Annotated in this window: 32 protein-coding genes and 1 pseudogene; 10 read left to right on the top strand and 23 right to left on the bottom strand. The window is 32.8% G+C overall.

Going from position 1 to position 25,129, the window contains the following annotated elements; all coding sequences use genetic code 11:
* Positions 1-2: 2 nt before the first annotated feature.
* The 6 genes and pseudogenes from MN581_RS05590 to MN581_RS05565 all read right to left on the bottom strand — a co-directional run.
* The gene (locus MN581_RS05590) at positions 3-1,484 is read right to left on the bottom strand and encodes a DEAD/DEAH box helicase (RefSeq protein ID WP_117972686.1); all 1,482 of its coding nucleotides are present in this window, start codon (positions 1,482-1,484) and stop codon (positions 3-5) included.
* Positions 1,485-1,573: 89 nt separating this feature from the next.
* Complete coding sequence (locus MN581_RS05585) at positions 1,574-2,050, bottom strand: VTT domain-containing protein (protein WP_158559387.1); 477 nt, start codon at positions 2,048-2,050, stop codon at positions 1,574-1,576.
* Between the two features lie 224 nt (positions 2,051-2,274).
* Positions 2,275-3,258: an ornithine cyclodeaminase family protein gene (locus MN581_RS05580; RefSeq protein ID WP_117972684.1), complete on the bottom strand. Its 984-nt coding sequence runs from the start codon at positions 3,256-3,258 to the stop codon at positions 2,275-2,277.
* A gap of 13 nt (positions 3,259-3,271) precedes the next feature.
* Positions 3,272-4,150, bottom strand: a complete 879-nt coding sequence (locus tag MN581_RS05575; protein WP_117972683.1) for a sulfite exporter TauE/SafE family protein — start codon at positions 4,148-4,150, stop codon at positions 3,272-3,274.
* A 2-nt stretch (positions 4,151-4,152) separates the two neighbouring features.
* The gene (locus tag MN581_RS05570) at positions 4,153-4,962 is read right to left on the bottom strand and encodes a TrmB family transcriptional regulator (protein ID WP_117972682.1); all 810 of its coding nucleotides are present in this window, start codon (positions 4,960-4,962) and stop codon (positions 4,153-4,155) included.
* A gap of 235 nt (positions 4,963-5,197) precedes the next feature.
* Positions 5,198-5,404 (bottom strand): annotated as a pseudogene (locus MN581_RS05565) (ABC transporter ATP-binding protein); the annotation flags it as partial.
* Positions 5,405-5,436: 32 nt separating this feature from the next.
* On the opposite strand from MN581_RS05565, the gene MN581_RS05560 reads away from it, so the two are divergent.
* The gene (locus MN581_RS05560) at positions 5,437-5,754 is read left to right on the top strand and encodes a YxeA family protein (RefSeq protein ID WP_117972681.1); all 318 of its coding nucleotides are present in this window, start codon (positions 5,437-5,439) and stop codon (positions 5,752-5,754) included.
* Positions 5,755-5,940: 186 nt separating this feature from the next.
* Here MN581_RS05560 and MN581_RS05555 read toward each other — a convergent pair whose 3' ends face one another.
* Positions 5,941-6,861 carry an RluA family pseudouridine synthase gene (locus tag MN581_RS05555; protein ID WP_117972680.1) on the bottom strand — a complete coding sequence of 307 codons (921 nt, stop codon included), beginning with the start codon at positions 6,859-6,861 and terminating at the stop codon, positions 5,941-5,943.
* 250 nt (positions 6,862-7,111) lie between these two features.
* Here MN581_RS05555 and MN581_RS05550 point away from each other — a divergent pair, with 250 nt between their 5' ends.
* The gene (locus tag MN581_RS05550; RefSeq protein WP_241699356.1) at positions 7,112-8,146 is read left to right on the top strand and encodes a lactonase family protein; all 1,035 of its coding nucleotides are present in this window, start codon (positions 7,112-7,114) and stop codon (positions 8,144-8,146) included.
* A gap of 44 nt (positions 8,147-8,190) precedes the next feature.
* On the opposite strand, the gene MN581_RS05545 is transcribed toward MN581_RS05550, so the two are convergent.
* The 9 genes from MN581_RS05545 to MN581_RS05505 form a co-directional block, all read right to left on the bottom strand.
* A complete protein-coding gene (locus MN581_RS05545) occupies positions 8,191-8,487 on the bottom strand; it encodes a hypothetical protein (protein ID WP_241699355.1) in 297 nt (98 codons plus the stop codon).
* Positions 8,488-8,700 carry a hypothetical protein gene (locus MN581_RS05540; RefSeq protein WP_241699354.1) on the bottom strand — a complete coding sequence of 71 codons (213 nt, stop codon included), beginning with the start codon at positions 8,698-8,700 and terminating at the stop codon, positions 8,488-8,490.
* Between the two features lie 2 nt (positions 8,701-8,702).
* Positions 8,703-8,903: a helix-turn-helix transcriptional regulator gene (locus MN581_RS05535; protein ID WP_241699353.1), complete on the bottom strand. Its 201-nt coding sequence runs from the start codon at positions 8,901-8,903 to the stop codon at positions 8,703-8,705.
* Between the two features lie 147 nt (positions 8,904-9,050).
* Complete coding sequence (locus MN581_RS05530) at positions 9,051-9,896, bottom strand: NAD(P)-dependent oxidoreductase (RefSeq protein ID WP_241699352.1); 846 nt, start codon at positions 9,894-9,896, stop codon at positions 9,051-9,053.
* 111 nt (positions 9,897-10,007) lie between these two features.
* Positions 10,008-11,228 carry a peptidase T gene (gene pepT / locus MN581_RS05525; protein WP_117972675.1) on the bottom strand — a complete coding sequence of 407 codons (1,221 nt, stop codon included), beginning with the start codon at positions 11,226-11,228 and terminating at the stop codon, positions 10,008-10,010.
* Between the two features lie 54 nt (positions 11,229-11,282).
* The gene (locus MN581_RS05520; protein ID WP_117972674.1) at positions 11,283-11,414 is read right to left on the bottom strand and encodes an LPXTG cell wall anchor domain-containing protein; all 132 of its coding nucleotides are present in this window, start codon (positions 11,412-11,414) and stop codon (positions 11,283-11,285) included.
* A gap of 220 nt (positions 11,415-11,634) precedes the next feature.
* The gene (locus MN581_RS05515) at positions 11,635-11,949 is read right to left on the bottom strand and encodes a hypothetical protein (protein WP_158559383.1); all 315 of its coding nucleotides are present in this window, start codon (positions 11,947-11,949) and stop codon (positions 11,635-11,637) included.
* 77 nt (positions 11,950-12,026) lie between these two features.
* Positions 12,027-12,170 (bottom strand): hypothetical protein, encoded by a 144-nt coding sequence (locus tag MN581_RS05510; RefSeq protein WP_158559381.1) that lies wholly within the window; start codon positions 12,168-12,170, stop codon positions 12,027-12,029.
* Between the two features lie 13 nt (positions 12,171-12,183).
* Entirely contained in the window at positions 12,184-12,393 is a 210-nt protein-coding gene (locus tag MN581_RS05505) for a hypothetical protein (protein ID WP_241699351.1), read from the bottom strand.
* A 318-nt stretch (positions 12,394-12,711) separates the two neighbouring features.
* On the opposite strand from MN581_RS05505, the gene MN581_RS05500 reads away from it, so the two are divergent.
* The 7 genes from MN581_RS05500 to MN581_RS05470 all read left to right on the top strand — a co-directional run bounded on the left by MN581_RS05500 (position 12,712) and on the right by MN581_RS05470 (position 18,730).
* On the top strand, positions 12,712-14,169 hold the full coding sequence (locus MN581_RS05500) for an ABC transporter substrate-binding protein/permease (RefSeq protein WP_241699350.1): 1,458 nt from the start codon (positions 12,712-12,714) through the stop codon (positions 14,167-14,169).
* On the top strand, positions 14,162-14,884 hold the full coding sequence (locus MN581_RS05495; RefSeq protein WP_241699349.1) for an amino acid ABC transporter ATP-binding protein: 723 nt from the start codon (positions 14,162-14,164) through the stop codon (positions 14,882-14,884). The genes MN581_RS05500 and MN581_RS05495 overlap by 8 nt, the downstream gene beginning before the upstream one ends.
* A gap of 51 nt (positions 14,885-14,935) precedes the next feature.
* On the top strand, positions 14,936-16,087 hold the full coding sequence (locus MN581_RS05490; RefSeq protein ID WP_117972669.1) for a pyridoxal phosphate-dependent aminotransferase: 1,152 nt from the start codon (positions 14,936-14,938) through the stop codon (positions 16,085-16,087).
* Between the two features lie 62 nt (positions 16,088-16,149).
* Positions 16,150-16,413, top strand: coding sequence for a hypothetical protein (locus MN581_RS05485; RefSeq protein WP_117972668.1), 264 nt, complete (start codon positions 16,150-16,152; stop codon positions 16,411-16,413).
* 122 nt (positions 16,414-16,535) lie between these two features.
* Positions 16,536-17,414: a cation diffusion facilitator family transporter gene (locus MN581_RS05480; RefSeq protein WP_117972667.1), complete on the top strand. Its 879-nt coding sequence runs from the start codon at positions 16,536-16,538 to the stop codon at positions 17,412-17,414.
* 20 nt (positions 17,415-17,434) lie between these two features.
* Positions 17,435-18,574 (top strand): FAD-binding oxidoreductase, encoded by a 1,140-nt coding sequence (locus MN581_RS05475; RefSeq protein WP_241699348.1) that lies wholly within the window; start codon positions 17,435-17,437, stop codon positions 18,572-18,574.
* A complete protein-coding gene (locus MN581_RS05470) occupies positions 18,575-18,730 on the top strand; it encodes an SPJ_0845 family protein (protein ID WP_199500886.1) in 156 nt (51 codons plus the stop codon).
* Between the two features lie 31 nt (positions 18,731-18,761).
* Here the strand turns inward: MN581_RS05470 and MN581_RS05465 are convergent, their stop codons facing one another.
* A complete protein-coding gene (locus MN581_RS05465; RefSeq protein ID WP_117972665.1) occupies positions 18,762-19,043 on the bottom strand; it encodes a glycine cleavage system protein H in 282 nt (93 codons plus the stop codon).
* Positions 19,044-19,059: 16 nt separating this feature from the next.
* Positions 19,060-19,416 carry an arsenate reductase family protein gene (locus tag MN581_RS05460; protein ID WP_117972664.1) on the bottom strand — a complete coding sequence of 119 codons (357 nt, stop codon included), beginning with the start codon at positions 19,414-19,416 and terminating at the stop codon, positions 19,060-19,062.
* Between the two features lie 158 nt (positions 19,417-19,574).
* On the opposite strand from MN581_RS05460, the gene MN581_RS05455 reads away from it, so the two are divergent.
* On the top strand, positions 19,575-20,228 hold the full coding sequence (locus MN581_RS05455; protein ID WP_117972663.1) for a metal-dependent transcriptional regulator: 654 nt from the start codon (positions 19,575-19,577) through the stop codon (positions 20,226-20,228).
* A gap of 36 nt (positions 20,229-20,264) precedes the next feature.
* Here MN581_RS05455 and MN581_RS05450 read toward each other — a convergent pair whose 3' ends face one another.
* The 5 genes from MN581_RS05450 to obgE all read right to left on the bottom strand — a co-directional run bounded on the left by MN581_RS05450 (position 20,265) and on the right by obgE (position 25,067).
* Positions 20,265-21,440: an FtsW/RodA/SpoVE family cell cycle protein gene (locus MN581_RS05450; RefSeq protein WP_241699347.1), complete on the bottom strand. Its 1,176-nt coding sequence runs from the start codon at positions 21,438-21,440 to the stop codon at positions 20,265-20,267.
* Positions 21,441-21,444: 4 nt separating this feature from the next.
* Complete coding sequence (locus MN581_RS05445) at positions 21,445-21,873, bottom strand: LapA family protein (RefSeq protein WP_117972661.1); 429 nt, start codon at positions 21,871-21,873, stop codon at positions 21,445-21,447.
* A 17-nt stretch (positions 21,874-21,890) separates the two neighbouring features.
* The gene (locus tag MN581_RS05440) at positions 21,891-22,688 is read right to left on the bottom strand and encodes an SDR family oxidoreductase (protein WP_256463836.1); all 798 of its coding nucleotides are present in this window, start codon (positions 22,686-22,688) and stop codon (positions 21,891-21,893) included.
* A gap of 15 nt (positions 22,689-22,703) precedes the next feature.
* Positions 22,704-23,633 carry a ribonuclease Z gene (rnz, locus tag MN581_RS05435; RefSeq protein WP_117972660.1) on the bottom strand — a complete coding sequence of 310 codons (930 nt, stop codon included), beginning with the start codon at positions 23,631-23,633 and terminating at the stop codon, positions 22,704-22,706.
* Positions 23,634-23,750: 117 nt separating this feature from the next.
* Positions 23,751-25,067, bottom strand: a complete 1,317-nt coding sequence (gene obgE / locus MN581_RS05430; protein WP_117972659.1) for a GTPase ObgE — start codon at positions 25,065-25,067, stop codon at positions 23,751-23,753.
* Positions 25,068-25,129 lie beyond the last annotated feature (62 nt).

Here is a 25,129-nt window from a genome sequence, read left to right as displayed (position 1 = left end):
TTTTAGCGTTGATATTTTTGTAAATCTTGCTCATACTTTGTAACGTTTGATTTGTTTACTTTTCTCAAACGTCCTTTAATTGGTTTTGTTTGAAGTGTTTTTAATACCAAATCACCTTTACCATTTAAAATGTCGACAAAAGTTGAAATATCTAATAAATCGATCACACCAATATCATCTGCAGTCATACCATCAATTTGACATAAGGCTCCAACAATATCACCGGCACGCATTTTTTGCTTTTTCCCTGCATTAATATGAATTTTCATAATGTCTTCATTAAAAGACAACCCTTTTTCTTTACGTAATTTTGGAGATTCTAATTGTCTATCTAAAAATGGACGTTTCATCTCTTTTACTAACTCTTGATTGGGACAACGCATTTCTTCAAGACTATCGCCTTGTTTAGCCAAAATCGCTTTAAAAGAGGATTTATCTTTCGAATTGACAAATGATATAGCTTTCCCACTTTTTTCAAAACGAGCTGTACGGCCGATTCGATGCGTATAGGTTTCAACTTTATCAGGAATATCATAATTCACAACTAGCTTAATGTCTGATACGTCAATCCCTCTAGCTGCGACATCTGTTGCGACTAAACAATGAATGTATCCACGTTTATAATCTTTTATCACACGTGTTCGATCTCGTTGCTCCATCCCACCATGTAACATCTCACAATTAACACCTAGATTTTTTAGTTGCTTCGTTAACTCTTCAACCATAACCTTTGTATTACAAAAAATAATACTTGTCTCAGGATTCTCAACAATCAATGTATCTTTAAACTGCGCATTTTTTTCATCATCAGCTGTCCATTGATAGTATTGTGAAATACGTTTCTTCTGGTCATCCGTTTTTTTTATTTCAACATATACTGGATTATGTAGGTACTTTTTAGATAATCGTTTCACCGCATCTGGCATTGTAGCAGAGAATAGCGCCGTATTTCTTTTTTTAGGTAATCTCGGCATGATTTGATCTAATTGCTCGATAAATCCCATCGCAAACATTTCATCTGCTTCATCTATAATCACTTGATTGATTTTACTTAGGTTGATTGTTTTTTGCATGATATGGTCATACAACCGACCAGGTGTTGCAACTACAATATGTGTTCGTTGTTTCAATTGTTTAACCTGCATTTGAAAAGAACTTTTTCCAAATAAACTCACGACTTTTAATCGCTTATAACGACCTATATTAAATAATTCCTCTTGAATTTGTGTCGCCAATTCTCTAGTTGGCGTTAGAATTAACACTTGAGGGTATCGTTCTTCCCACTCTACTGTATCACAAACAGGAATACCAAAAGCGGCTGTCTTCCCACTACCTGTTTGAGATTGTACCACCATATCTTTTTTTTCAAGAAGTAATGGTACCACTTCTTTCTGAACTTCTGTGGGGGTTGTATAACCTAAAACATCTAATGCCTCAATTATCGACTCATCAATACCAAATAGATTAAATTTATTTTTTACCATGTTAACATCCTTCATAAATAAGCCACTCGCCTATTTTCTTTATTTTAGCTTTATCAGTGTAACATGTTTTATCTAAATTACTAGCACTATTAGTTTATTTTCACCATTTTAAAAACATCTAGCAATAAATAACAATGAATAGCTACAGAAATTGGTTTTAATAATATAATCGTTTTAATATAATCTTTTAAAGATATCTTTGTAAACCCAGAAGCTAGACACGCTAAATCATCTGGACCAAATGGCATCAGAAACACAATAATTAACATCCAAATAGTGTGTTTATTTCCGACATCAACTAGCCTTTCTAAACGGGGCATATTTTTATCTGATGTGATTGATAAAACAAATTTTCTACCATATTTACGCACAAGTAAGAATAATATGATTTCTCCTATTACTAATCCAGCTGAAGCATACAATACACCAAGAACAGGACCAAAAGATAAAATCCCAGCAACATCACTTACCCCACCAGGAATAATCGGCACAATTGGTTGAATGATTTGAATTAAAATAAAGATAACTGGACCAAAAAAGCCAAATCGATGAACAAATTTTTTCAAGATGACCGGATTTTGAAATAAATTATATTTAAAAGCAAAAAAATGGCAACAATCACTATTACTAATCCTACAATAAATATGGCTTTGCTTAGTTTTTTCATTTAATCACCTCTACTTATTTATTCTTTTCATTTAAACATTTAAATAATAAATAAATATGATTGTTTTATAACTATTTTTGTCTAATAAAAAAATCAACCACATAAGTGATTGATTTTTTATTCTTATACAGTTAAACCAATATTTTTTTCTTTCGCTTGTTCAACCATCTTTTGCGCCACGTATACATCTAGTACAGCTGAACCAACTGTTTTGAAAATAGTAATGTCTTCATCATGTTCTCTACCAGTTAATTTACCTAAACCAAGCTCTCCTAATTCACCAGCATATTTATCTTTTGATAGATAGCCATCTTCTAGTGGTTGCATAAAGTCGCCTGCTTCTTGTAACACACCGTCCATTGTATCAAAGATAATTAAGTCAGATTCTTTAATGATTTCTCGTGGAATTTCGCACATATCATGTGTGTATGCTCCCACTCCATTTATATGAGCTCCTTTTTTCACCCACTCACTAGAGAATGTCGGACGTTTAGATGTTGTTACGCTTGTAATGATGTCAGCACCCTCAACGCATTCTTGTGCTGTTTGAGTTGGAATCATTGTAACCTTAAATTTTTCTGCCATTTCTTTTGCAAATACAGAGGCTCTTTCAAAATCAATATCAAAGATACGTACTTCTGTTAAGTCTCTTGCTGTCAACATCGCCCATAATTGACTTTCAGCTTGTCCACCTGTTCCAATCAGTGCCCCTATTTTTGCATCTTTTCTCGCCAAAAGTTCTGTTGCAGCTCCTTGCACAGCCCCTGTTCTTAATTGTGTTAAATAAGTGCCATCAAGCATCGCATTCACAATCCCTGTTTCCGCATCAAGAACGACCATTGTCGCTGGAACACTTGGGATATTTTTTTCAATATTTTTTGGGTAAACCGACACAATTTTAACACCTAATGCATCTTTTCCACTGTCACATTCAACATAACCAGGCATATAAAGACTTTGTCCCTCTGCTTTTGGTACTGGAATATTTGTTCGTAACGGAATACTTGCCCGACCTTCTGAATAAATTTTTAATGCCTCTAGTGATGCATCCATTGCCGCTCTCATATCAAAACATTTTTCAATATCTTCTTTTTTCAAAAATAACATACTCTTTTCCCCCTTAAGCTGTTTGTGATCCTTTTTTAAGTTGTGCTGCTAACATTGAATATGAGCTATATAAAAGAACAAAGATAACAACCCATTTCAACATATAAGTATTTAGTGATTTCACTAAAAAGACTGCTACCAATACCCCTAGAACACCAAATATTGACGTAAATAATGTGATTTTACGGCTATATTCACCAAATTTAATGAATTGAACACTTCCGATTGGCACTGAGAAGGTACACGCTCCCATCATAATTGGGAAAGCGGCAATTGGATCCATTCCTAATAAGTAAACTGTAACCATTGTCAAAGCATATGACCCAATCCCAATATTATTTAATGCCCCATATACAAATAATAAAAACGCTGCTAGGACTAGTTTACCACCATATAACTCTGTTGCTGTCCCATTTGATTGAATCCAATTAACTTGTCCCGCAAAAATTAAGAATGCGGCAATAATTAACCCAACACCAACGAATTTTTTTATGGTATCTTCAGGTAATTTTACAACAAATTTTGGTCCAATATAAGCACCAATAACTTGTGCCACAATACAAATGGCTAATGTTTTAATCCCAACATTTACCCCTGAAATATATGATAATGCCATTGCTGCTACAGGTATAACACATTGTGTGTTTAATGTTCCTGGTAATTTTTTCATATTTACCCAACCTAATTTTGGATAAAGAACGGTTCCTATTGCAAAATCTGAAATACCAAATGTTGATAGGAAAAACATGATAAATGATGTAAAAGGCAACCATTTTACATTCGCTTTTTCTTCTTTAAATTCTTCTTTATGACTCATTAAATCTTTCACAAAAGTAAAAGCGAAAAATCCATTGACTAATATAATTAATGTTAATAAAACTGTTCTGACCATAACTATTCCCCCTTAAATATTGAACGCACTTTTTCAAACTCGTGACCATATTTACTACGCAATTCTTGAGGCAATTCTTCAATAATTTTCAATGTATAAGCATCATGTTTAATGTATTCTTTTGATAAACTAACCATCGCATTATTTTTTGTCCACGTGACGTCTGTTTGACTTGTTTCTTCTGATAATGTACCAAACACCACTTCTTTTTCATCTCGAACAATGTTAATCCACCTAGATCCAAAGTCTTTTAATTTTTCTTCTTCAAACCCATGTTGATAATAATGATTTAATGGCAGATTATAATGATGTTCTGTATCAAATAGAATCACCACACACTCGTCTAATCGTTTCTCAGCTTCTTGTAATAAAAATAATAGCTCGTTACTGATATCTTGTTTCCATATTTGAACCAACAAACTTTTTTTAGAGTGCTTGATTAAATGCTCAACTTTTTCCAAAACATGAGAATACCCTTCAATTTTCCATAATAACTCTTCTTCTTCAGCTTCTTTTATCTCGCCTAATTGCTTATCCAAAACAGCTAAATCCTGTTTGACATCCTTTTCTAAGCGTTCAATAAATTCATCTGAAGATATCGCTCGATACAACTTTGGTTCTGATTTATTCACAATAACTAAATTTTTTTTCAATAACTTTTCTAAAATGTTATACACTTTTGAGCGTGGTACACCAGATTGTTTACTTATTTCATAACCTGTTAGCTTATCTTGTTCCAACAGTGTGGTGTACACTAATGTCTCCATCTCAGAAAAATGATATTTTTTCATTATTTGTATTATTGTTTCCATAATTTTTTCAACCTCTTTTTTAGTAGCTACCTTAGTAACTACTATATCATAAAATAACGTTTACACAATCTATTTGTGATATTTTTAACATTAAATAAACCCTTTTTATAATGTTTTCACAAGATTAAATTTGATTAAAATGCTTATAAAAGAACTTTAATCACAAATATTAAAATAAAAATTTCACGAAAAAAAAAACTCAAATCAATTTGATTTGAGTTTTTTAAATAAGACATTAAGATAATATCAGTGCATCATCTGTCAATGATTTTCCACTATTTTTTTGAAATAAATCCATTAAGTCTTGGACCTTCAACCCTTCTCTTTCTTTTTGATTGATATCCACGACAATTTTCCCTTCATGTAACATGACTAAGCGATTTCCATATTTTATAGCATCTTCCATGTTATGTGTAATCATTAATGTTATAACATTTTTATCTATACTAATGTTTGAAGAGAGGGGGATTTATCATGACCTACTACAAAAAAATAATATTAGCACTTATTTTAATCGCCTGTATTGCAACACCAATGTCTCTTTACCACAAGTACCAAGGTGGTACATACTATTATACAAAAGTTACGAAAGAACCTTCTAAGACTAAAGAGGCACTAGATGATAGAGAGATTAAACAGGGTTCAATCTATGCTTATAATCTTGCTAGTTTTGACGATAAAGGAACGGAAAAAGAACTTGAATTTGATGCTTACAAAGATAAACCATTAAAAGAACATGCTTATTTAAAAATAAAAGTAAATGATATTAAAGGCGTTCTTACTTGGGAATAAACTCAAAAAGATAATATTTCAACTAAAGCAAAAGAAAAATTAAATAAAAAAAAGAATAACCATACACCTTATAATTGAAGTTTAATGGTTACTCTTTTTTTATTATATTTATTTTCTTCTTAACATAATGTACTGTTAATCAATTAAAATACCACTCAATATTTACTTAGTAGAAAAACAAAAAATTTATTTACTTACTTGTGTTTTCTTTATAAATGAACGTGGTATTTTAGATTTAAACACCATTTTTTTTCCAGTAGTGGGATGACTAAATACTAATGTCGTAGCATGCAATCCTAACCGTTTCAATGGATTACTCGTTGCGCCATATTTTTTATCGCCAACAATAGGATGACCAATACTTTCCATATGAACTCGAATTTGATTTTTCCGTCCAGTTTCAAGTGACACTTCCAACAAACTATAATCATTATTTTGTCGCGTTACTTTATAATGGGTAATCGCTTTTTTCCCGCCATTGTCATTCGGACTTGAATAAACTTTAAAGGTTTTACTTTCAGTTAACCAAGAAGTAATCGTGTCATTTTCTTTTTTTACTTTGCCTTCAACTAATGCCGTGTACAATCTTTCTTGAACAGACTCTTTCCAACTATCTTGTAAGGCATGTTTCACAGATTCTTTTTTAGCAAATAACATGACACCAGATGTATCCTTATCTAATCTATGTACAATGAACACTCGATTTTTAGGATGGTCTCTTTTCACATATCCCATTAGTTGATTATGTGCTGTGGGTTCATTTCCTTTATCAGTGGCAACTGATAATAACCCTGCTTCCTTATCAATCACAATAATATCATCATCTTCATAAACAACTGATAAGCCTATTAACGCTTTTTCTTTCATTAAAGATTCATTACTTTGAATACTAACAACATCACCACTTGTTAATTTATAATTGTGTTTTGTTGTCGGAGTATTATTTACCTCAACTTGCCCTCTAGTTAAAATAGATTTTACCGCATTACGACTTTTATTAATGTGTGTCAATAGAAATGGTAATAACTCATCCTCTTGTTCGACAGTAAAACGAGTGCTTTGAAAACTTTTAGGTTTTATGTGTTGTGATTTTGTCTTTTTTTTCATTATCTACCTTACTCTTTCCTTATTACATAATATCCTTCATTCATCATCTTACTACAATCAGTAACCAATAAACAAGGTTGACCGTCTTTTTTCATCCTCTCTTCTGTATGGGAATTTCACTAATTTTATCATCATAACAATAGATTCCTAGTATTATCTAATAAACAAAAGAATATTTCATTTCATATTTTATCTCAAAAGTGCGTATAATTTATTCTAATGTTATAATAAACGCATCAACGCGAAAGGAATGAGTGACGTGGAAAAATTTTTATTAGGCTCATATACAAGAAGAATCAGTGAAGGGATTTATGAAATCTCATTAGATACAAAAAAGAAAGAGCTTGTTCACTTAAATCACTTAATAAACGAAGACAACCCAACTTATCTAGATGTATCAAACAAAGGGATTTTATATTCAGTAGCAAAAGAAGGCAATCTAGGTGGAGTCGCTAGCTACAAAACAGAAGAAAATGGAGAGTATACTTTAATCAATCGTGTCATGGTAGAAGGAGCTCCTCCTTGCTATGTCGCTGTTGATAATAAGCGACAAGTGGTCTACGGAGCAAACTATCATCAAGGAATTTTATATTCTTATACTATTGATGAAAACGGGGCTGTCTCACTTGCTGATAAAATCCAAGATACTGGTAACGGTCCCCATGAAAATCAAGACGGCCCTCATGTCCATTATGCCGATTTAACACCTGATAACCGATTAGTAGTCTGCGATTTAGGAAATGACACAGTCTATACCTATGATGTCGACAATAATGGTAAATTAACTGAAGTAGCTAAATTTATAGCTACTCCTGGCACTGGACCTCGTCATCTTGTATTTCATCCAACAAAACCAATCGCTTATTTATTCGGTGAATTATCAAGCAACGTGATTGCTTTAGATTACGATGTTGCAACTGGTAGCTTTAAAGCACTTCAAACCATTTCAACTTTACCTGAAACTCATACTGAATTTAACGGTGGGGCTGCTATTCGTATTTCAAAAAATGGTAAATTCTTATATGCATCTAATAGGGGACATAATTCACTTGTGGTTTATGAAGTATCAGAAGATGGTAAAACACTAAACACATTACAGTGGATTTCAGTGGAGGGAGATTTCCCTCGTGACTTTAACCTATCAAAAAATGAAGACTTTATTGTTGTAGCAAATCAAAATTCAGATAACTTAACTCTGTTTGAAAGAAACAAAGAAACTGGCTTACTGACTCTTTTACAAAAAGATGTCTTTGCTCCTGAAGTGGTGTGTGTAAAAAATAAATAAATAAAAGATTAGGTTATTCAGTTTATTGGATAACCTAATCTTTTTTATTCTTTGATTAATTTCAATTTTCCTTTACCAATTACATACACTGATCCACCAAATAGTATACTTGCAATAAACCACACACATACATTAAACCATTTTAATTCAATGGGCTCATTTAGTATAAGTGGAAATAAAAATTCCATCCAAGCGAACATGGAAATCCCCCAGTTAATGCCTGATAAAATGGCACTTTTTTTAATTTTACCCAATTCTTTTTTATAGCTATTTTCATCAAATACTTCTGTTTTAAGAACATCAAATTTCTTTGTTTTTACTAAAATATAATAAGAATTCAATTACTGAATTAAAAATAAAAAGATTGTTCCTAATGACACTGTATGATGCCAAGCATCCCAGATAAAACTAATCATCATACAAACCGTTAGTAAAATAAAGGTCATCATATTAGCATCTGCCAATATTTTAATAATCATTTTTTGTTGGTATTCATCTCTATCATCAATGTAACCAACAAAATGTTTAAGTAATGTTTGTTCTATATTCTTCATTTTTATTCCTCACCTTCTACGTTCCAAAATAGTGTATTCAAGTCTGTTTGAAGTTCTTTGGCTATATTTATACATAATTCTAATGATGGATTATACGTTGTATTTTCAATTAAGTTAATCGTCTGACGTGCCACTCCGACACGTTTTGCCAGTTCAGCTTGTGATACTCCTTGTTGCTTACGATATTCTTTTATGCGATTCATAATTTCCTCTCTAAAAAATGACATATATATATGACTAAATTAACTATAATTCTCTAAACACTTTTTATCAAAAATATATGACATATCCTACAAAGCATTATCAAAAAGCCCCTTATAAAAATAAGAGGCTCCCTGCTTATAATTAAGTTAATACCCTAAATTTAAATCCACAACATTTTTTAACTCTTCATGATTCATAAATTTAATTAAATTATCCGTTAAAATAGTAAATGCACGGTCATTATATTTATCCGTTGCACCGGATATGTGGGGGGTAATTAAAACATTTTGTAAATTCCACAACTCACTGTCTTTAGGTAAAGGTTCTTCTTCAAAAACATCCAGTGCTACAAATCCTATTTTTTCTATCTTAATATGAGAAATTAAATCACTTGTACTAACTGAAGTACCACGTCCCATATTGATAAAGACCACACCATCTTTCATATTAGAAAATAGATCGTCATTAAAATAATGATACGTCTCCTTTGTCCCAGGCAGTAAGTTAATTACAATATCCATTGTATTTAACTTACTTTTCCCCTCTTGATAATTAAACGTTTGTGTAAAATGATCCACCTGTCTTCCACTTCGATTAATTCCAAAGACATCACAACCAAATACTTGTAACGTTTTTGCTAATTGTTGTGCGATACTTCCTGTCCCAAAAATTAACACCCGTTTATCAACTAAATCAGTTCCGGTATTTACTATCCCCCATTCATGTTTTTCTTGTTTTAAAATAGATTCGCGAATATTTCTAGTATAGCTAAACAGCATTCCTAGAACACTCTCAGTCATTTGATGACCATGAATACCACTTGTTGTTGTCACCAGAATATCTCGTTTAGCCAATTCTTCTAATGGTAAATAATTCACTCCAGCTGAAAGAGTTTGTAACCATTTTAAAGAAGGAAAATGAGTCAATGAAGGAAGCTTATCAGACCATCCATAGATAATAGTCACTTTTTCGTAATCTGATACAGCTAACAAGTCAATTGAAACAACCCTAATTGTTGGAAAATTATCCTGAAGGTAAATCTTTTGTTCTTCTTTTAAATCGACACATGTTAATAACCATTAAGTCATAAATTGTTCCTCCTTTTAATCACTTAATTTAACAATTTCTATCAATAATTTTGCAACAGTTTCCATCGATTCTAATGTAATAAATTCATATTGCCCATGAAAATTTTCTCCACCTGTAAAAATATTTGGTGTAGGCACACCCATAAATGATATTTTTGAACCATCTGTTCCACCTCTAAAAGGGGTAATAATTGGGTCAATACTTAACTGTTTCATTGCTTTAACAGCAACATCAACACTTCTCATATCTTGTTCTATGATGTCTTTCATATTATAGTATTGATCAACTAATTGAAGAGAAATTCTTGGACGATCAAACGTCTTATTCATTTCATCAACAAGTCGTGTCATATAGTCTTTTCTCTCAGCAAAGCGAGCTTTATCATGATCTCGAATAATATAAGTCATTGTCGCTGAGTCAATGCTTCCCTCTAAATCATGAAGTAGATAAAATCCTTCGTAACCTCGTGTTTTTTCTGGTACATCCAATTGAGGAAGTTGTGCATCTATATTTATTGCCACTTTTAATGCATTAACCATCATGCCATATGCTGTCCCTGGATGAACGCTTGTCCCATCTATCGTTAACGTGGCTTGAGCAGCATTAAACGTTTCATACTCAAAGTGTCCGATACGTCCACTATCAATAGTATAAGCATAGTCCACTGGAAAATATGATACATCAAAATGGTCTGCCCCTGTTCCAATTTCTTCATCAGGACCAAAAGCAACATAAATATCTCCATGCTCAATCGCTGGATGACTAATGAAATAGTCCAACAGTTCTAATATTTCCACAATTCCTGCCTTATCATCTGCACCTAAGAGAGTTGTTCCATCAGTTGTAATTAATGTTTCTCCTACATAGTCCTTCAAGTTAGGAAACTCATCCACCTTCATGATGATGTTCGTTTCTTTATTCAATACCACATCACCACCATCATAATTAGAAAAGACGTGTGGTGTGATATTATCAGCATTGTAATCAGCTGTATCTAAATGTGCAATAAATCCAACTGACGTCACCTTTTCATCACTATTTTTAGGTAATTTGGCTGTCAAAAAACCATTTTTTTCATTATAAAAAATACTATCTAATCCCATTTCTTCTAATTCTTTTTTTAATATTAAGGCAAATTCCACTTGAGAATAAGTCGTTGGGATGGTGCTACTACTTGCATCTGAACGTGTATTTAGTTTGACATATGTAATAAAACGCTCTAGTAGTTTTGACATATTATCTCTCCTTTTCTTTATAGCAAAAAAACACCTAAAAAGGTGCTTCTTGTGTTATGGTTCATTTTGTTCTTCATCGTCATTAGATTTTTTTTTCTTAAACAATAAAAAAGCTACAACGACAACAAGTGCAATGCCTATATATGGCAGCCAATTCATAATAACTTCTCCTGTTTGTGGTAACATACAAATACGCCTCCTTTAGACATCTAGACATTCAGTAACTATTGTCTAATTATAACAAAAATCATTTTAATTTGATACTCAAAACAAATTTAAAAATAAAAAACACCTCCGTTCAGCTTCACTCTTACATGAATTCAACGGGGTACTTTGTTACATTTTATTGATTAATTATATAAAAACTATTCTAAGTAAAATCTCTATACTCAAATTTATGATTACTCTACTGACATATATTTATAATCATAGGGAGCTCCAGCAACATGACGACCATATCCTTTGTTTTAGGATTAATTAAATGTCCTTCAACTACTTGATATAGTCGAATGACAGCATAACCTTCACCCAACAATACTTTTTCAGCATCCAAATGATTTTGCCATCTCGCTTCTAAATTAGTTGCATGCGTTGTTCTAGATCCTTCGATTAATTTATCGTATTTAGGATTAGAATATTTCCCTTTGTTGTAACTATTTCCTGTCACAAATAAATTTAAGAATGAACTCACATCGTTATAATTTGCTCCCCAACCAGTCACGACCATCTCCCCCCCTTTTGCAGTCGTACAGTCAGGACGAATGGGTTTTGTGGTAATTGCTACGTTTGTTTCAATTCCTAATACATCTTTATAAGCACTTTGAATGTACTCAGCAATGTTTTCGTTGAGTCATGATCATCTGTTAAAATCTCGAAACGATGCGTATCAATAATCAACTCTTTTTTAGCTTTTTCAAAATATTCTTTTTCTTTTTTCATCAAACTCTTTGTACTTCTATGAATCTGCAACAAAATCTTTTACTGTTTTGGGATTTGACGAAAGCCCTTTAGATACAATCCCGCATACAATCTTAGATCCATCTCCTAGTACATGGTTGATAATGGCTTCTCCATCTATTGCATATGATAGAGCTTTACGTAAGTTTAAATTGTCAAAATATTTATCTTTTTTCTTGATTCGTCTCTCAATAAATGGTTCTACCATCAGGCACCCCAACAAGATTTGCATCTTCTCGGTACTGTTGCACCAAATAGCGCTAACCCAATTTTTATTTTTTATTCATCCTACTCCTCCTCTTCCATCTAATGAGGTTTATTCAACCTGCTTGATTATAACAAACTCAATCTATTTTTAATTATTTTTTAATTTTTATCATTATAAAAATATAATTATCCTTAAAATGTATAAACAGTCTTAAAAAATTGAATATAAGTCATTTTTATACATTTATCCAAAAAATATTGAATAATAATTATATTTGTTCTATAATGAAAAACATGATAAAAAGAAAGGAGTTTTGTAATGAAACGCTCACTAAGAAAAAAGTTAATGCTATTATTTACACTTATTATTGGTGTACTAACTACTATAGTGCCATTACATACATTTGCAGAAGAAGAGACTATTTTGAAAAATATTAAAGATAAAGGGGTATTGACAGTTGGTTTGTCTGCTGATTATGCTCCATATGAGTTCCACGCAACAATGGATGGAAAAGATCAAGTCGTTGGGACTGATATTTTAATCGCTCAAAAAATTGCAGATGATATGGGCGTTAAATTAAAAGTCGAAGAGTATGGATTTGATGCGTTAATTGGGGCGCTTAAAACTGGAAAAATTGATTTAATTATCTCTGGTATGTCTCCCTCTCCAGAACGATTAAAAGAAGTTAATTTTTCTGATCCTTATATGACAGTCGAACAAAAAATAGTTATTAGAAAAGAAGACAAAGATAAATTTAAAACAGTTGATGATTTTAACGGTATAAAAGTTGGAGCACAAGTTCAATCCATGCAAGAAGAACTTTCTAACGATGAATTACATGCCAATACAGTCTCTCTCCAACAAGTACCTGATATTATTTTACAACTCCAAAAAAAGAAAATTGATGCTGCTGTCATTGAAGAGCCAGTCGCTGAAGCTTACCTAACACAAGACAACTCATTAATGTTTGCTGATATTAGACTTGATAATGCAAATAAAGGAACGGCAGTGGCTATACAAAAAAATGCACCTGATTTTTTAAATTTAGTTAATGCTTCTATAAAGGAAATTAATGATAAAGATTTAATGACTGAGTACAAAAAAGAAGTCATTCCTTATATGTTCCAAGATGAGTCTTTTATGAAAAAATATGCTCCCTACTACATTAAAGGGACTGGCTACACGATTTTCCTAGCCATTATTGGGGTACTGTTTGGTAGTATTTTAGGAACACTGCTTGCGTTAATGAAACAATCGAAAAATAAATTATTTAAGTGGATTTCAGTCATCTACATCGAATACGTGCGTGGGACTCCCCTACTGGTTCAAATCTTTTTAGTGTTCTTTGGACTAAATGTTTTAGGAATTAACCTAAGTGCTCTTGCATCAAGTTGTGTGGCCTTATCACTAAACAGTGGGGCTTATGTAGCTGAAATCATTCGTGCTGGGTTAAACGCCGTTGATAAAGGACAAGCTGAAGCGGCACGATCTCTAGGTATGAGTCAGAAAAAAGCGATGCGATATATTATCATGCCACAAGCGATTAAAAATATTTTACCTGCTTTAGGAAATGAGTTTGTGACTGTCATTAAAGAATCATCTGTGGTATCTGTTATCGGGGTATCTGAATTAATGTTCCAAGCAGGCGTAGTACGTGGTGCAAGTTTCAAACCATTCTTACCAATTTTAATTGCATCATTGATTTATTTTGTATTAACCTTCACCTTATCTCGTGCATTAGGTGTAGCTGAAAGGAGAATTGGTACCAATGATTAAGATACACGATTTAAAAAAATCCTTTGGTGATAATGACGTCTTAAAAGGAATTAATCTAGATATAAAAGCAGGTGAAGTGGTTGTAGTGATTGGCCCTTCTGGTAGCGGAAAAAGTACGTTTCTACGTTGTTTAAATTTACTCGAAACACCGACTAGTGGTATGATTGAATTTGAGGGAACCAACCTACTTGATCCAAAAGTAGACATCAATCAACTCCGTCAAAAAATGGGGATGGTGTTCCAAAACTTTAACCTCTTCCCACATAAAACAGTGTTAGAAAATTTGACTATTAGCCCAGTAAAAGTAAAAAATGAGTCACAAGACATAGCTGACAGAGAAGGACTTGCTCTATTAGAACGAGTTGGACTAAAAGATAAAGCCAATCAATACCCAAAAAGTTTATCTGGTGGTCAACAACAACGTGTCGCGATCGCGCGTGCCCTAGCGATGCATCCAGATGTCATGTTATTTGACGAACCAACGAGTGCGCTAGATCCTGAGATGGTTGGTGAAGTTCTAGCCGTTATGAATGCGTTAGCCGAAGAAGGCATGACCATGGTCGTCGTGACTCATGAGATGGGATTTGCCCGAGAAGTAGCCGATCGAGTGATTTTTATGGATAAAGGGGTAATTCAAGAAGAAGGAGCCCCTGATGATATCTTTTTACACCCAAAAAATGACAGAACACAAGGCTTTTTAGAAAAAGTACTATAAAAAAGTCAAAGGAGAAACCTTTGACTTTTTTTATTATTAAGGAGGATATCAATGAATAAAACAATGTTAAATACTTTTTACCAAATACCAAGCGAAAATTTATTAATGGAATTTACTGATTTAGCCAGTAAAACCCCTAACCTATTAAATCTATCTATTGGCGATCCCGACATCACAACTCCTAAAGAAATTATTGACTCGGCATTTAAAGACACTTATAACGGACACACGCATTACACTGCTTCTGATGGAAGTGACGACTTTTTAACAAGCGTTATCAATTTTTATAAAAAACAATATGATTTATCTTTTGAAAAAAATCAAGTACGCGCTACTGTGGGTGCTTTACAAGGTATGTATCTTACTCTTCAAGTTTTATTAAATGAAGGAGATGAAGTCATTATACATGAACCTTACTTTTCTCCTTATAAAACACAAGTTATTGAGGCTGGTGGAACACCTATTATCATTCCAACTTATGAGAAAGATGACTTTCAAATTGATCCAATTATTTTAGAAAAAGCTATTACGACAAAAACAAAAGCCATTATCATTAACTCTCCAAATAATCCAACTGGTGCCGTTTTTTCTAAAGGTACCTTAACTAAAATAGCGGAACTCGCAATAACACATAATTTATTTATCTTATCAGATGAAGTTTATGAAGCATTCACTTTTGGCGAACCTTTTACTCCTATGGCTTCATTAGCGCCAGATAATACGATTACCTTTAGTAGTTTTTCAAAAACATTTGCTATGACTGGTTGGAGAATAGGCTATATGATTGCACCAAAATATATTAACGATGCCTGTCATTTATTATCTGAAGATGTGACTTACTCTGCTCCTACTCCTTCTCAGCGGGCTGGTATTTATGCTTTAGACCACTATCAAGATGTATCAAAAGAAGTGGTTCATTTATTTAAAGAACGTTTAGAATATATTGAAAAACGTATCCAAGACATTCCATTTTTAAGTGTTCACTCACTAAAAGGAAGTATTTATGCCTTCATTAACATTAGTCGGACAGGTTTGGACTCTGTCGCCTTTTCTAAGAAATTATTAACAGAAAAACAAATTCTTGTTATCCCAGGTCAAGCCTTTGGAGAAAGTGGTTCAAACTTTATTCGATTAGCAGCGACACAAGATATTCCTGTTTTAGAAGAAGCTTTTGATCGTTTAGAAACTCTAACGTTTGAATAATTTCTAATTATTTTATCAACTCTGTTATTTATGATACACTACATACAAAAGGAGAGATAATTATGCCAAGAAAACATTCACTTATTGAGTTAAAAAATAAAGTATTATTATCAAATTTATATATTACAAAAGGACGAATTGTCGTTATCTATAATAATTCTGAACGTTTTATCTATGATGATATCGACTTTTTTGAATTAGTTTATAACGGGGATGACCTATACTTTAATTTTTCTAAAAAAGGAACAGATGAAAAATATGATGAACGTATTAATTTAACAACAGTCCATAATATTAACGGGGTATTAATTAATCCTGCAGCTTAGTCTCAATTAATTTTGGGGCTTTTTATTTTATTTTTTAGGTTGCCTTAATATTTTTTTCTATCTGTTCTAAATGGTCATTTGTCTGTTATACTAACTCTCGTATCATTTAAGGAGTGAGTTTATTGACAAAAAGGATTAATGAAATTAAACAAGCAGAAAAAGGCGCCCTTATTAGTATTTTTACGTACATTTTTTTAGCTTTTATCAAATTAGCTGCTGGTTATTATGGTAAATCTCAAGCTTTATCTGCTGATGGGTTGAATAACTTCACAGATATGATTGCTTCTATTGCTGTTTTAATTGGACTAAAAGTTTCTCGTAAACCTGCTGATAATGAGCATCGATATGGGCATTGGAAAGCAGAAAACGTCGCCTCTTTATTAACTTCTTTAATTATGTTTGCTGTGGGGGTTCAAGTGGTGATGGATGGTATCCGTTCTATTGTAGATAGGCAAATGGAACAACCAAGTCAATTAGCTGCCTATGTTGGTCTATTTTCTGCTTCAATTATGTATGGGGTTTACTTGATTAATAAAAAAATTGCAGAAAAAAATAACAGTCAAGCTTTACATGCCGTCGCCAAAGACAATTTTAGTGACATGCTAACAAGTATTGGTACTTCTATTGCTGTTTTTGCTGCTTCATTTAAATTAGGTTGGCTTGATACATTAACTGCGATTATTATTGGCTGTATCATTTTGAAAACAGCTTATGAAATTTTCAAAGAAAGTACATTTTATTTATCTGATGGTTTTGATAAAGATTTGTTAACAGTATATAAAAATGATATCCTGAATATGGATGGTATTATGGATGTCGTTAGCATTCGTGCTAGAAGTTTAGGGGCTAATGTGTTCTTAGACGTTGTTGTCTCAATGAATCCAACTCTAACTGTTGAAAATAGTCATCAATTAGTCGATCAATTAGAAACTGAGCTAAAAGAAAAATATGATATTTTTGACATTGATGTCCATGTCGAGCCTTTTTATCCAAGTAAATAAAGCTAAAAGGATATGATAATATGTCATTAAAACATAAAGTAGGAATTATAGGTGGCGGTATTGTTGGTTCAACTGCCGCCTTTTATTTATCTCAGGAACCAACTATTGATGTCACCTTGTTTGATGATGGAACTGGTCAAGCCAGCTCAGCTGCTGCCGGTATCATTTCACCTTGGTTATCACAAAGAAGAAATAAGGAGTGGTACTTTCTAGCTAAAGAAGGGGCTAAGTTTTACACTCGGTACATGTCAGATTTATCAGATTTTTTAGATACAACAAAAATCTATCATAAAACTGGAACGTTACTTTATAAAAAAACGCCTAAACTTCTTGATAAATTAGAATCAATGGCTCACAAACGTTTAGTAGATGCTCCAGAAATTGGCGATATCTCTCATCTATCAGACAAAGAAATCAACCAATTGTACCCATTTATCACATCAACAGATGATGCCTTATTTATTACAGGTGGTGCTAAAATTGATGGAGAACAACTAATCAATGGGATTCATTCTATTTTAAAAGAAAGTGATCAGTTAATAAAAACGAGCGTATCCAAGATAGAATATATGAATCATCAATGGAACGTCCATACTAAACATGACATTTTGATGTTTGATTCATTAATTTTAAGTGTTGGAGCATGGTTACCTCAGTTGTTAGAACCACTTCACTATCATGTTGATATTAGACCACAAAAAGGACAACTCATTGAAGTACAATCTAATCTTTCTACAGCAGATTTACCTGTTATCATGCCTGTTGGAGAATCTGATATCATCCCTTTTTATGATGGAAACATATTAATTGGTGCTACTCATGAAAATGATGAAGGATTTGACTTAACACCCGATTATACACAATTAGAGCATCTAAAACTGGTGGCAAGTGATACTATTAATTCTTTAGTTGAATTACCTATCACACGACACAGAGTGGGAACTCGTGCTTACACATCAGATTTTTTACCATTTTTTGGCGAAGTAAAAGGCCTTAAAAACTTGTGGGTTGCCAGTGGCTTAGGGTCTTCTGGTTTGACAACTGGACCAATAATTGGTAAAACATTGGTAGACTGGTTATTAAAGAAAGAAACAAATTTTGACAGGTATAAAGCTCAACCCAATCACTATATCAAACCTATAACCTGGGAGGAATTATAAATGGGATTAACATTTAAACGAAAAGACTCACTTGAAAAGATGTTTGAAGAATTTGCAATAGAACCAAAAGAGGATAAAAAAGATAAACCTGAAAAAGAAAAAACAACCGTTAATTTTTCAGTCAAGCCATCCCCTACTGATAAGGACAGAAAATAAAAAAGAATCCACACATTATGTGGGTTCTTTTCTATTTAATAATACATAGCCAAGCATCTTTTTCATCAAGTAACTTAGGATTTTTTTCAGCTTCTTCGTTAATGGATACAATAGTACCTGAAACAGGTGAATCATATTCAACAACTGCTTTTTCAGCTTCTAATTCAACGATAGGATCGCCTATTTTTATCTCTTTACCTACTTTTGGCAACATCACAAATGTGATACTTCCTAAATCGTCTTGAGCTGTAGAAGTTAAGCCAACCATTTTCCCCTTCTCAACGTCTTTAACCCATAATGTTTCTTCTGACATATTAACACTTCCTTATTTAGTTTAACAATAATGACTCATAATCTGTTTCTTTAAAGCCTAATAACACTTTATCTCCTACTTCTAAAATAGGTCGCTTAATCAACATACCGTCAGCAGTTAAACGTGTTGCAGCCTCTTCTTTAGAAAAATCATTTACAATTTCTTTTAAATGTTGTTCTCTATAACGTACACCACTTGTATTAAAAAAACGACGAATTGGATAGTCATTTGTCTCCATCCAATGAATTAATTGTTCTTTTGTAGGTGGTGATTCAATCATATCTATTAAGTTATACTCAATATTATGTTCATCTAACCAAGCTATCGCTTTTTTACAAGTTGAACATTTAGGATACCAATAAAAAGTTGTCATTTTCTCACCTTCACTTCTTTATTTAATACGTTTATAGTATAGCATATCAATTATTAAAAAAAAGATTCATTTTTTCTTTTTTCTAATATAATTTTAAATTTTATGATAGAATAAATTAGTTAATATATTTTAGCAATTATTTTGTAGGAGGGACAAGCATGTCAAGATCTTCCAATAAAGAAGACTATTTAAAAGCAATTTATGAAAATAATGGAATTGACGAATTTGTTTCAAACAAGACACTCTCCCAACATCTTCATGTATCCCCAGCATCTGTTAGTGAAATGGTTGAAAAACTGCAGAAAGATGGCTTGATTGAGTATAAACCTTATACTGGTGCTAAATTAACTTTAGAAGGATTAAATCAAACAATTATCATCATTCGAAATCATCGTATCATCGAAACATTCTTATATGATAAATTGGGATACTCTTTATATGATTTACACCATTTATCTGAAGAATTAGAACATGTCAAAGACTCTGTCTTTTTTGATAGACTCTATGACTATCTAGGTAACCCAACAAATTGTCCCCATGGTGGTATTATCCCAACAGAAGAAAATTACCGCGAACAAGCGATTATTCCCTTAACTGAATTTAAAATTGGCGATATGCCAATTATTGGACGAGTGATGGATGATGTATCTGTCTTAACTTATCTGGATAGTATCAACTTATCTATTGGTGATACCATCACTATTTTAGATATCGATGACTTCAATGAATTAATTATATTTAAGATTAATAAAAATGACTCACAACATCATATTAGTAATAAACAAGCCAATATTATTTTTTCAACAAATTAAGCTACAAAAACAAGCTAACATAGTTATTAAACTACGCTAGCTTGTTTTTTTCGATGAATAATGATATCTCATATTCATAACTAAGCCCACACCAATCATATTACTGACTAAAGCTGAACCACCCTGACTAATAAAAGGTAAAGGAATTCCAGTTAAGGGAAGCAAACCAATATTTGCTCCAATATTCTCAAAAACATGGAAAAGAATCAACATCACCACACCAGCTGTCACATAAGAAAAGAATACATTTTTTGTTTCAAAACAGGCATGAATCATTCGATAAATCAGTAGTAAGTATAAAAGAATCACGAAAATACTACCCACAAAACCAAAATTTTCCGCAATTACTGAAAAAATCATATCAGATGATCTAACAGGAACATAAACATCAGATACATTGAATCCTTTACCAAAAAAGCCACCAGTCGCTATAGCTAATAATGCTTGAACTTGTTGATAGGATTGACCTGTCGGATCAAAAAATGGATTAATCCATGCATCAATTCTAGCAAACTGATAAGATTTAAATCCCAATCTGTACAAAAATTGACGACCATTTTCTGTTGTCACTAAAAAAATCAGTGTGACACCTAATACTAAAAAGATTCCCACAACGGATAATACAATTTTCCACGAAATACCAGAAACTAAAAATATACCTCCTAATATAGCCAAAAATACTAACATCGTTCCAAAATCATTTTGTAGATTAAGTAATATAGCAATAGGCAAGGTAACCAACAACATCTTACCTATTAATAATCCATCCGTTTTCATATCTCGTTTTCCAAATTCTTGATTATGCCTTGTCACGACGTATGATAGCATTAATATATATAATATTTTGACTAGTTCTGCTGGTTGAAACGTTAATGGTCCAAATCGAAACCAATTTTTCGATCCTGTTTCTATAGCAAGAGCTGCATCATAAAAAAACAGTAGCGCAATCATTAATATAATCCCTATAATATAGGCATATGGTATTAATTTCCAAATGGTATCCGGTTTAATCACCATTGTGACATATAAAGCAATTCCCCCAATGGCATACCATAAAATTTGCTGCATCATTTTTTTTATGGCCTCAGCAGAAGAATACTCCCCACTAATAGCAACATACATTGACATTAACCCAATAATACTTAATAAAAAAACTGGCAATAAGATTCGATAATCAACCTGATGTAACTCCCTTTTTTCTACTCGTAACATACTATCAATCCTTCTTTGTTACTTCAACAATTTCAGGTTCTTCTTCAGGAGTTGACGTAGTTGTTGAACTAGACATCATTTGGTTGACTAACTTGTGTCTTAAATCAGAAATCTCAAGCTGACTTTCTTTTAACTTTTGCTCTAATTCAACTCGTTGTTGGTTGTCATCCCCTTCTAATTGAGTATTTTTTGAATCAACTAATTGTTGATTTAATTCTTTCACTAAACGATTTTTCTTCCAGATAGTACCTATAGTGCCTATTAAAGCGATTAATGCTCCAATGATGACTGAAGTAATAATGATTAATACTAATGGTACCCTTTGTTTAGTAAAGATAAAATTAATCGCAATAGGTTGAGCATTAATCACAGCAAATAACACGACGACAAACAATAGTAATAATATCACAATCGTTTTAGTTGTATTTTTCATTTTATTTATGTCACTCCTTATTTTTTATTAAATAATCCCCCAGTTAAAAAGTCACCCACTCTTGGAAATAACGTGTAACCAATACTGCCAACTTCCATCATCCATGGTGTATTAATTTCACGTCTATTACTACCAATCGTATTAACAACCTTCTTAGCTAATCGCTCAGGTTCTGTAACAAACGCTGAAACTTGTTTTAAATAGTCACCTGTTGGATCTGCTGTATCGAAAAAATTCGTTCTCATCGGTCCAGGATTAACGGTTAACACTTTAATACCAAATGGTTTTAATTCTAATCTTAGTGCATTGGACCATCCAATCACAGCAAATTTTGTTGCCGCATACACGCTAGATTTCGGTGTTGCCATTTTTCCTGCTTGTGATGCGATATTAATGATATGACCTTTTTTATTTTCAGCCATCATCACAGCTACTTTTTGCGTTAAAGTCATTAATCCTAAAATATTAACTGAAAACATCATATCTATCTCTTCTTGACTTGTCTCTAAAAATGGTTTAAAAATACCAACCCCTGCATTATTAACTAATACATCAATAGGTAGCTCATTTTCTTCAATAAATGTCATTAATTGTTCTACACTATTATAATCAGAAATATCCAATGACTGAATCAATACTTTCCCCGTTGTCATAGCTTGAGATATACTTGCCACTTTTTTTAATTTTTCCATATTTCTAGCACATAATATTAAAGAGGCATTTTTTTTTGCCGCCTCATAAGCAATCATTTCACCCAGTCCACTAGATGCTCCTGTGATTAATACATAGTTATTTTTCAATGTTTTTACTGTCAATTTGACTCCTCCTTTTTATTTTGTTAAAGGAATATCAAACACATCAAAATCTTTTACAATTGTAGAAGATTTAAACACAGTCTGTGCTTCATGTTGTAATTCAAGTGCCTGTCTTCCTAAGTATCGTGCACTAATATGCGTTAAATACAATTGCTTAACGTTTGCTTTCTTAGCTACTGTTGCTGCTTGTAAACTGGTGGAATGATAATAATTTCTCGCTAACTTACCTTCTGAGGCACTAAATGTGCTCTCATGTACTAAACAATCCGCTTGTTCGGCTAATGTGTAGCAATTAGGATGTGTTCTAGTATCACCTAATATCGTCACAATACGACCTTTGATATTAGGGCCTAAATAATCTTTTCCATTAATTATTCGTCCGTCAGGTAGAGTCACTATGTCACCGTCTTTTATTTTTTTATAAATCGGTCCTGGCATAATTTGCTCTTCACGTAATTTTTGAACATTTAATTCACCAGGATAATCTTTTTCTACTATTCTGTAACCAAAACATTCAATCCGGTGATCCAAATAATCACAATACACACTAAAGGTTTTATCATCAAAAATAAGCCCTGATTTATCTATTTCAATAAATTTAATAGGGTATTTTAAATGTGTATCAGAAATCCTAAGAGTTAATTCAATATAGTCTTTGATTCCTTTTGGCCCATATATTTCAAGTTGGTCTGACCCTCCTTGAAATGAACGACTACTAATAAGCCCTGGTAATCCTAAGATATGATCCCCGTGTAAATGCGTCACAAATATTTTAGCGATTTTTCGAGGACGAATGGTCGTGTGCAGTATTTGCTGCTGTGTTCCTTCCCCACAATCAAATAACCAAACTTCATTTCTTTCATCTAATAACTTTAAAGCAATGCTAGTCACATTACGTTGCTTGGCAGGTACTCCTGCACCTGTTCCTAAAAATTGTAATTCCATTTTTCCCCTGCTTTTCTTTCATTCTTTTTAATTATAACAACTATTGTATCAATTTTTACAGAGTATCGCACCTTAAAAAATAAAAAAATGAGAAAGAATAACTCTTTCTCATTTTGATTAATCCACAAATTCAAACACAAAATCTTTGATACGAACTAAATCACCGTCTTTTGCTCCCATCGTTCTAAGTGTTTCGTCTACACCCATTCCACGTAATTGACGAGCAAATTTCATGGTACTTTCTTCTCTATCAAAGTTTGTCATAACAAATAATTTTTCAAGTTTATCACCTGATAAGACCCATGTCGCATCATCTTCACGAGATACCACAAATTCAGGTTCATCTTCTGTAAAGGTATAGTTAACCACATCATCCTCTTCTTCATCTTCAAAATAAAGAGGAAATTCTGGTGTTACTTCCAATAAATCAGCCGTTGCATTTAACAATGGCGCAACACCTTGTTGTGTGACACCTGAAATTGGGAATATTTTAATATCATCTTCCCATTCATCTGTTTTCAACTCTGCTAATTTTTCTTTAAAAATGGCTAAATTTTCTTCTGAATCTGGCATATCCATTTTATTAGCCACAATTAATTGTGGCCTTTCCATCAAACGTAAATCATAAGATTCTAGCTCTTTATTAATCAATAAGTAATCTTCAAATGGATCTCGCCCTTCCATTCCACTCATATCAACCACATGTAAAATAACGCGTGTTCGCTCAATATGGCGTAAGAATTGCGTTCCAAGTCCTACTCCTTCAGAAGCTCCTTCGATTAATCCTGGTAAATCAGCCATAACAAAACTGCGTCCATCACTTGTTGTGACCATTCCTAAATTAGGAACAATCGTTGTAAAATGGTACGCGCCAATTTTGGGTCTAGCTTTTGATACAATAGATAACAACGTTGATTTTCCAACTGAAGGAAACCCAACAAGACCAACATCAGCTAAAACTTTTAATTCTAACTCGATTTTTCTTTCTTGTCCTGGTTCACCATTTTCTGATATTTCCGGTGCAGGATTTCTTGGTGTCGCAAATCGAATATTTCCGCGACCACCACGACCGCCTTTAGCCACTAAAAGTGTTTGCCCCTTGACTAGTAAATCACCCAAAATTTGACCTGTCTCAACGTCCCTTACAACCGTTCCTGGTGGGACACTGACATAAGTATCTTCTGCTCCTCTACCATGCATCCCTTTACTCATCCCATGTTCCCCTGGATGTGCTTTAAAGTGACGATTGTATCTAAAATCCATTAAAGTTCGTAATCCTTCATCTACTTGAAATATAATACTTCCACCACGACCACCATCTCCACCAGCTGGTCCTCCATCTGGAACATATTTCTCTCGTCTAAATGCCACCATTCCGTCTCCACCATTACCGGCTTTCACATCAATTGTGACTTGATCTAAAAACATGGACATGTTAGTCCACCTCTTTTCTATTAAAATCTCTTTTCTATTGTATCGGTTCATTTTTTGTTTGT

The sequence above is a fragment of the Vagococcus sp. CY53-2 genome (assembly GCF_022604695.1).
Classification (GTDB): Bacteria; Bacillota; Bacilli; order Lactobacillales; family Vagococcaceae; genus Vagococcus.
The sequence above is the reverse complement of the archived record's forward strand: the minus strand, read 5'-3'. Positions and strand labels throughout refer to the sequence as shown.

Excerpts from the sequence above, each read along its gene's own strand:
- MN581_RS05460 (WP_117972664.1), bottom strand. The coding sequence starts at position 19,416 with ATGACAACTTTTTATTGGTATCCTAAATGTTCAACTTGTAAAAAAGCG.
- MN581_RS05470 (WP_199500886.1), top strand. The coding sequence starts at position 18,575 with ATGGGATTAACATTTAAACGAAAAGACTCACTTGAAAAGATGTTTGAA.
- MN581_RS05445 (WP_117972661.1), bottom strand. The coding sequence starts at position 21,873 with ATGAAAAATACAACTAAAACGATTGTGATATTATTACTATTGTTTGTC.
- MN581_RS05555 (WP_117972680.1), bottom strand. The coding sequence starts at position 6,861 with ATGAAAAAAAAGACAAAATCACAACACATAAAACCTAAAAGTTTTCAA.
- obgE (WP_117972659.1), bottom strand. The coding sequence starts at position 25,067 with ATGTCCATGTTTTTAGATCAAGTCACAATTGATGTGAAAGCCGGTAAT.
- MN581_RS05580 (WP_117972684.1), bottom strand. The coding sequence starts at position 3,258 with ATGTTATTTTTGAAAAAAGAAGATATTGAAAAATGTTTTGATATGAGA.
- MN581_RS05520 (WP_117972674.1), bottom strand. The coding sequence starts at position 11,414 with ATGTTACCACAAACAGGAGAAGTTATTATGAATTGGCTGCCATATATA.
- MN581_RS05455 (WP_117972663.1), top strand. The coding sequence starts at position 19,575 with ATGTCAAGATCTTCCAATAAAGAAGACTATTTAAAAGCAATTTATGAA.
- MN581_RS05575 (WP_117972683.1), bottom strand. The coding sequence starts at position 4,150 with ATGGTCAGAACAGTTTTATTAACATTAATTATATTAGTCAATGGATTT.
- MN581_RS05465 (WP_117972665.1), bottom strand. The coding sequence starts at position 19,043 with ATGTCAGAAGAAACATTATGGGTTAAAGACGTTGAGAAGGGGAAAATG.
- MN581_RS05490 (WP_117972669.1), top strand. The coding sequence starts at position 14,936 with ATGAATAAAACAATGTTAAATACTTTTTACCAAATACCAAGCGAAAAT.
- MN581_RS05570 (WP_117972682.1), bottom strand. The coding sequence starts at position 4,962 with ATGGAAACAATAATACAAATAATGAAAAAATATCATTTTTCTGAGATG.
- MN581_RS05550 (WP_241699356.1), top strand. The coding sequence starts at position 7,112 with ATGAGTGACGTGGAAAAATTTTTATTAGGCTCATATACAAGAAGAATC.
- MN581_RS05505 (WP_241699351.1), bottom strand. The coding sequence starts at position 12,393 with ATGGTAGAACCATTTATTGAGAGACGAATCAAGAAAAAAGATAAATAT.
- MN581_RS05590 (WP_117972686.1), bottom strand. The coding sequence starts at position 1,484 with ATGGTAAAAAATAAATTTAATCTATTTGGTATTGATGAGTCGATAATT.
- pepT (WP_117972675.1), bottom strand. The coding sequence starts at position 11,228 with ATGTCAAAACTACTAGAGCGTTTTATTACATATGTCAAACTAAATACA.
- rnz (WP_117972660.1), bottom strand. The coding sequence starts at position 23,633 with ATGGAATTACAATTTTTAGGAACAGGTGCAGGAGTACCTGCCAAGCAA.
- MN581_RS05535 (WP_241699353.1), bottom strand. The coding sequence starts at position 8,903 with ATGAATCGCATAAAAGAATATCGTAAGCAACAAGGAGTATCACAAGCT.
- MN581_RS05495 (WP_241699349.1), top strand. The coding sequence starts at position 14,162 with ATGATTAAGATACACGATTTAAAAAAATCCTTTGGTGATAATGACGTC.
- MN581_RS05540 (WP_241699354.1), bottom strand. The coding sequence starts at position 8,700 with ATGAAGAATATAGAACAAACATTACTTAAACATTTTGTTGGTTACATT.
- MN581_RS05500 (WP_241699350.1), top strand. The coding sequence starts at position 12,712 with ATGAAACGCTCACTAAGAAAAAAGTTAATGCTATTATTTACACTTATT.
- MN581_RS05560 (WP_117972681.1), top strand. The coding sequence starts at position 5,437 with ATGACCTACTACAAAAAAATAATATTAGCACTTATTTTAATCGCCTGT.
- MN581_RS05485 (WP_117972668.1), top strand. The coding sequence starts at position 16,150 with ATGCCAAGAAAACATTCACTTATTGAGTTAAAAAATAAAGTATTATTA.
- MN581_RS05450 (WP_241699347.1), bottom strand. The coding sequence starts at position 21,440 with ATGTTACGAGTAGAAAAAAGGGAGTTACATCAGGTTGATTATCGAATC.
- MN581_RS05475 (WP_241699348.1), top strand. The coding sequence starts at position 17,435 with ATGTCATTAAAACATAAAGTAGGAATTATAGGTGGCGGTATTGTTGGT.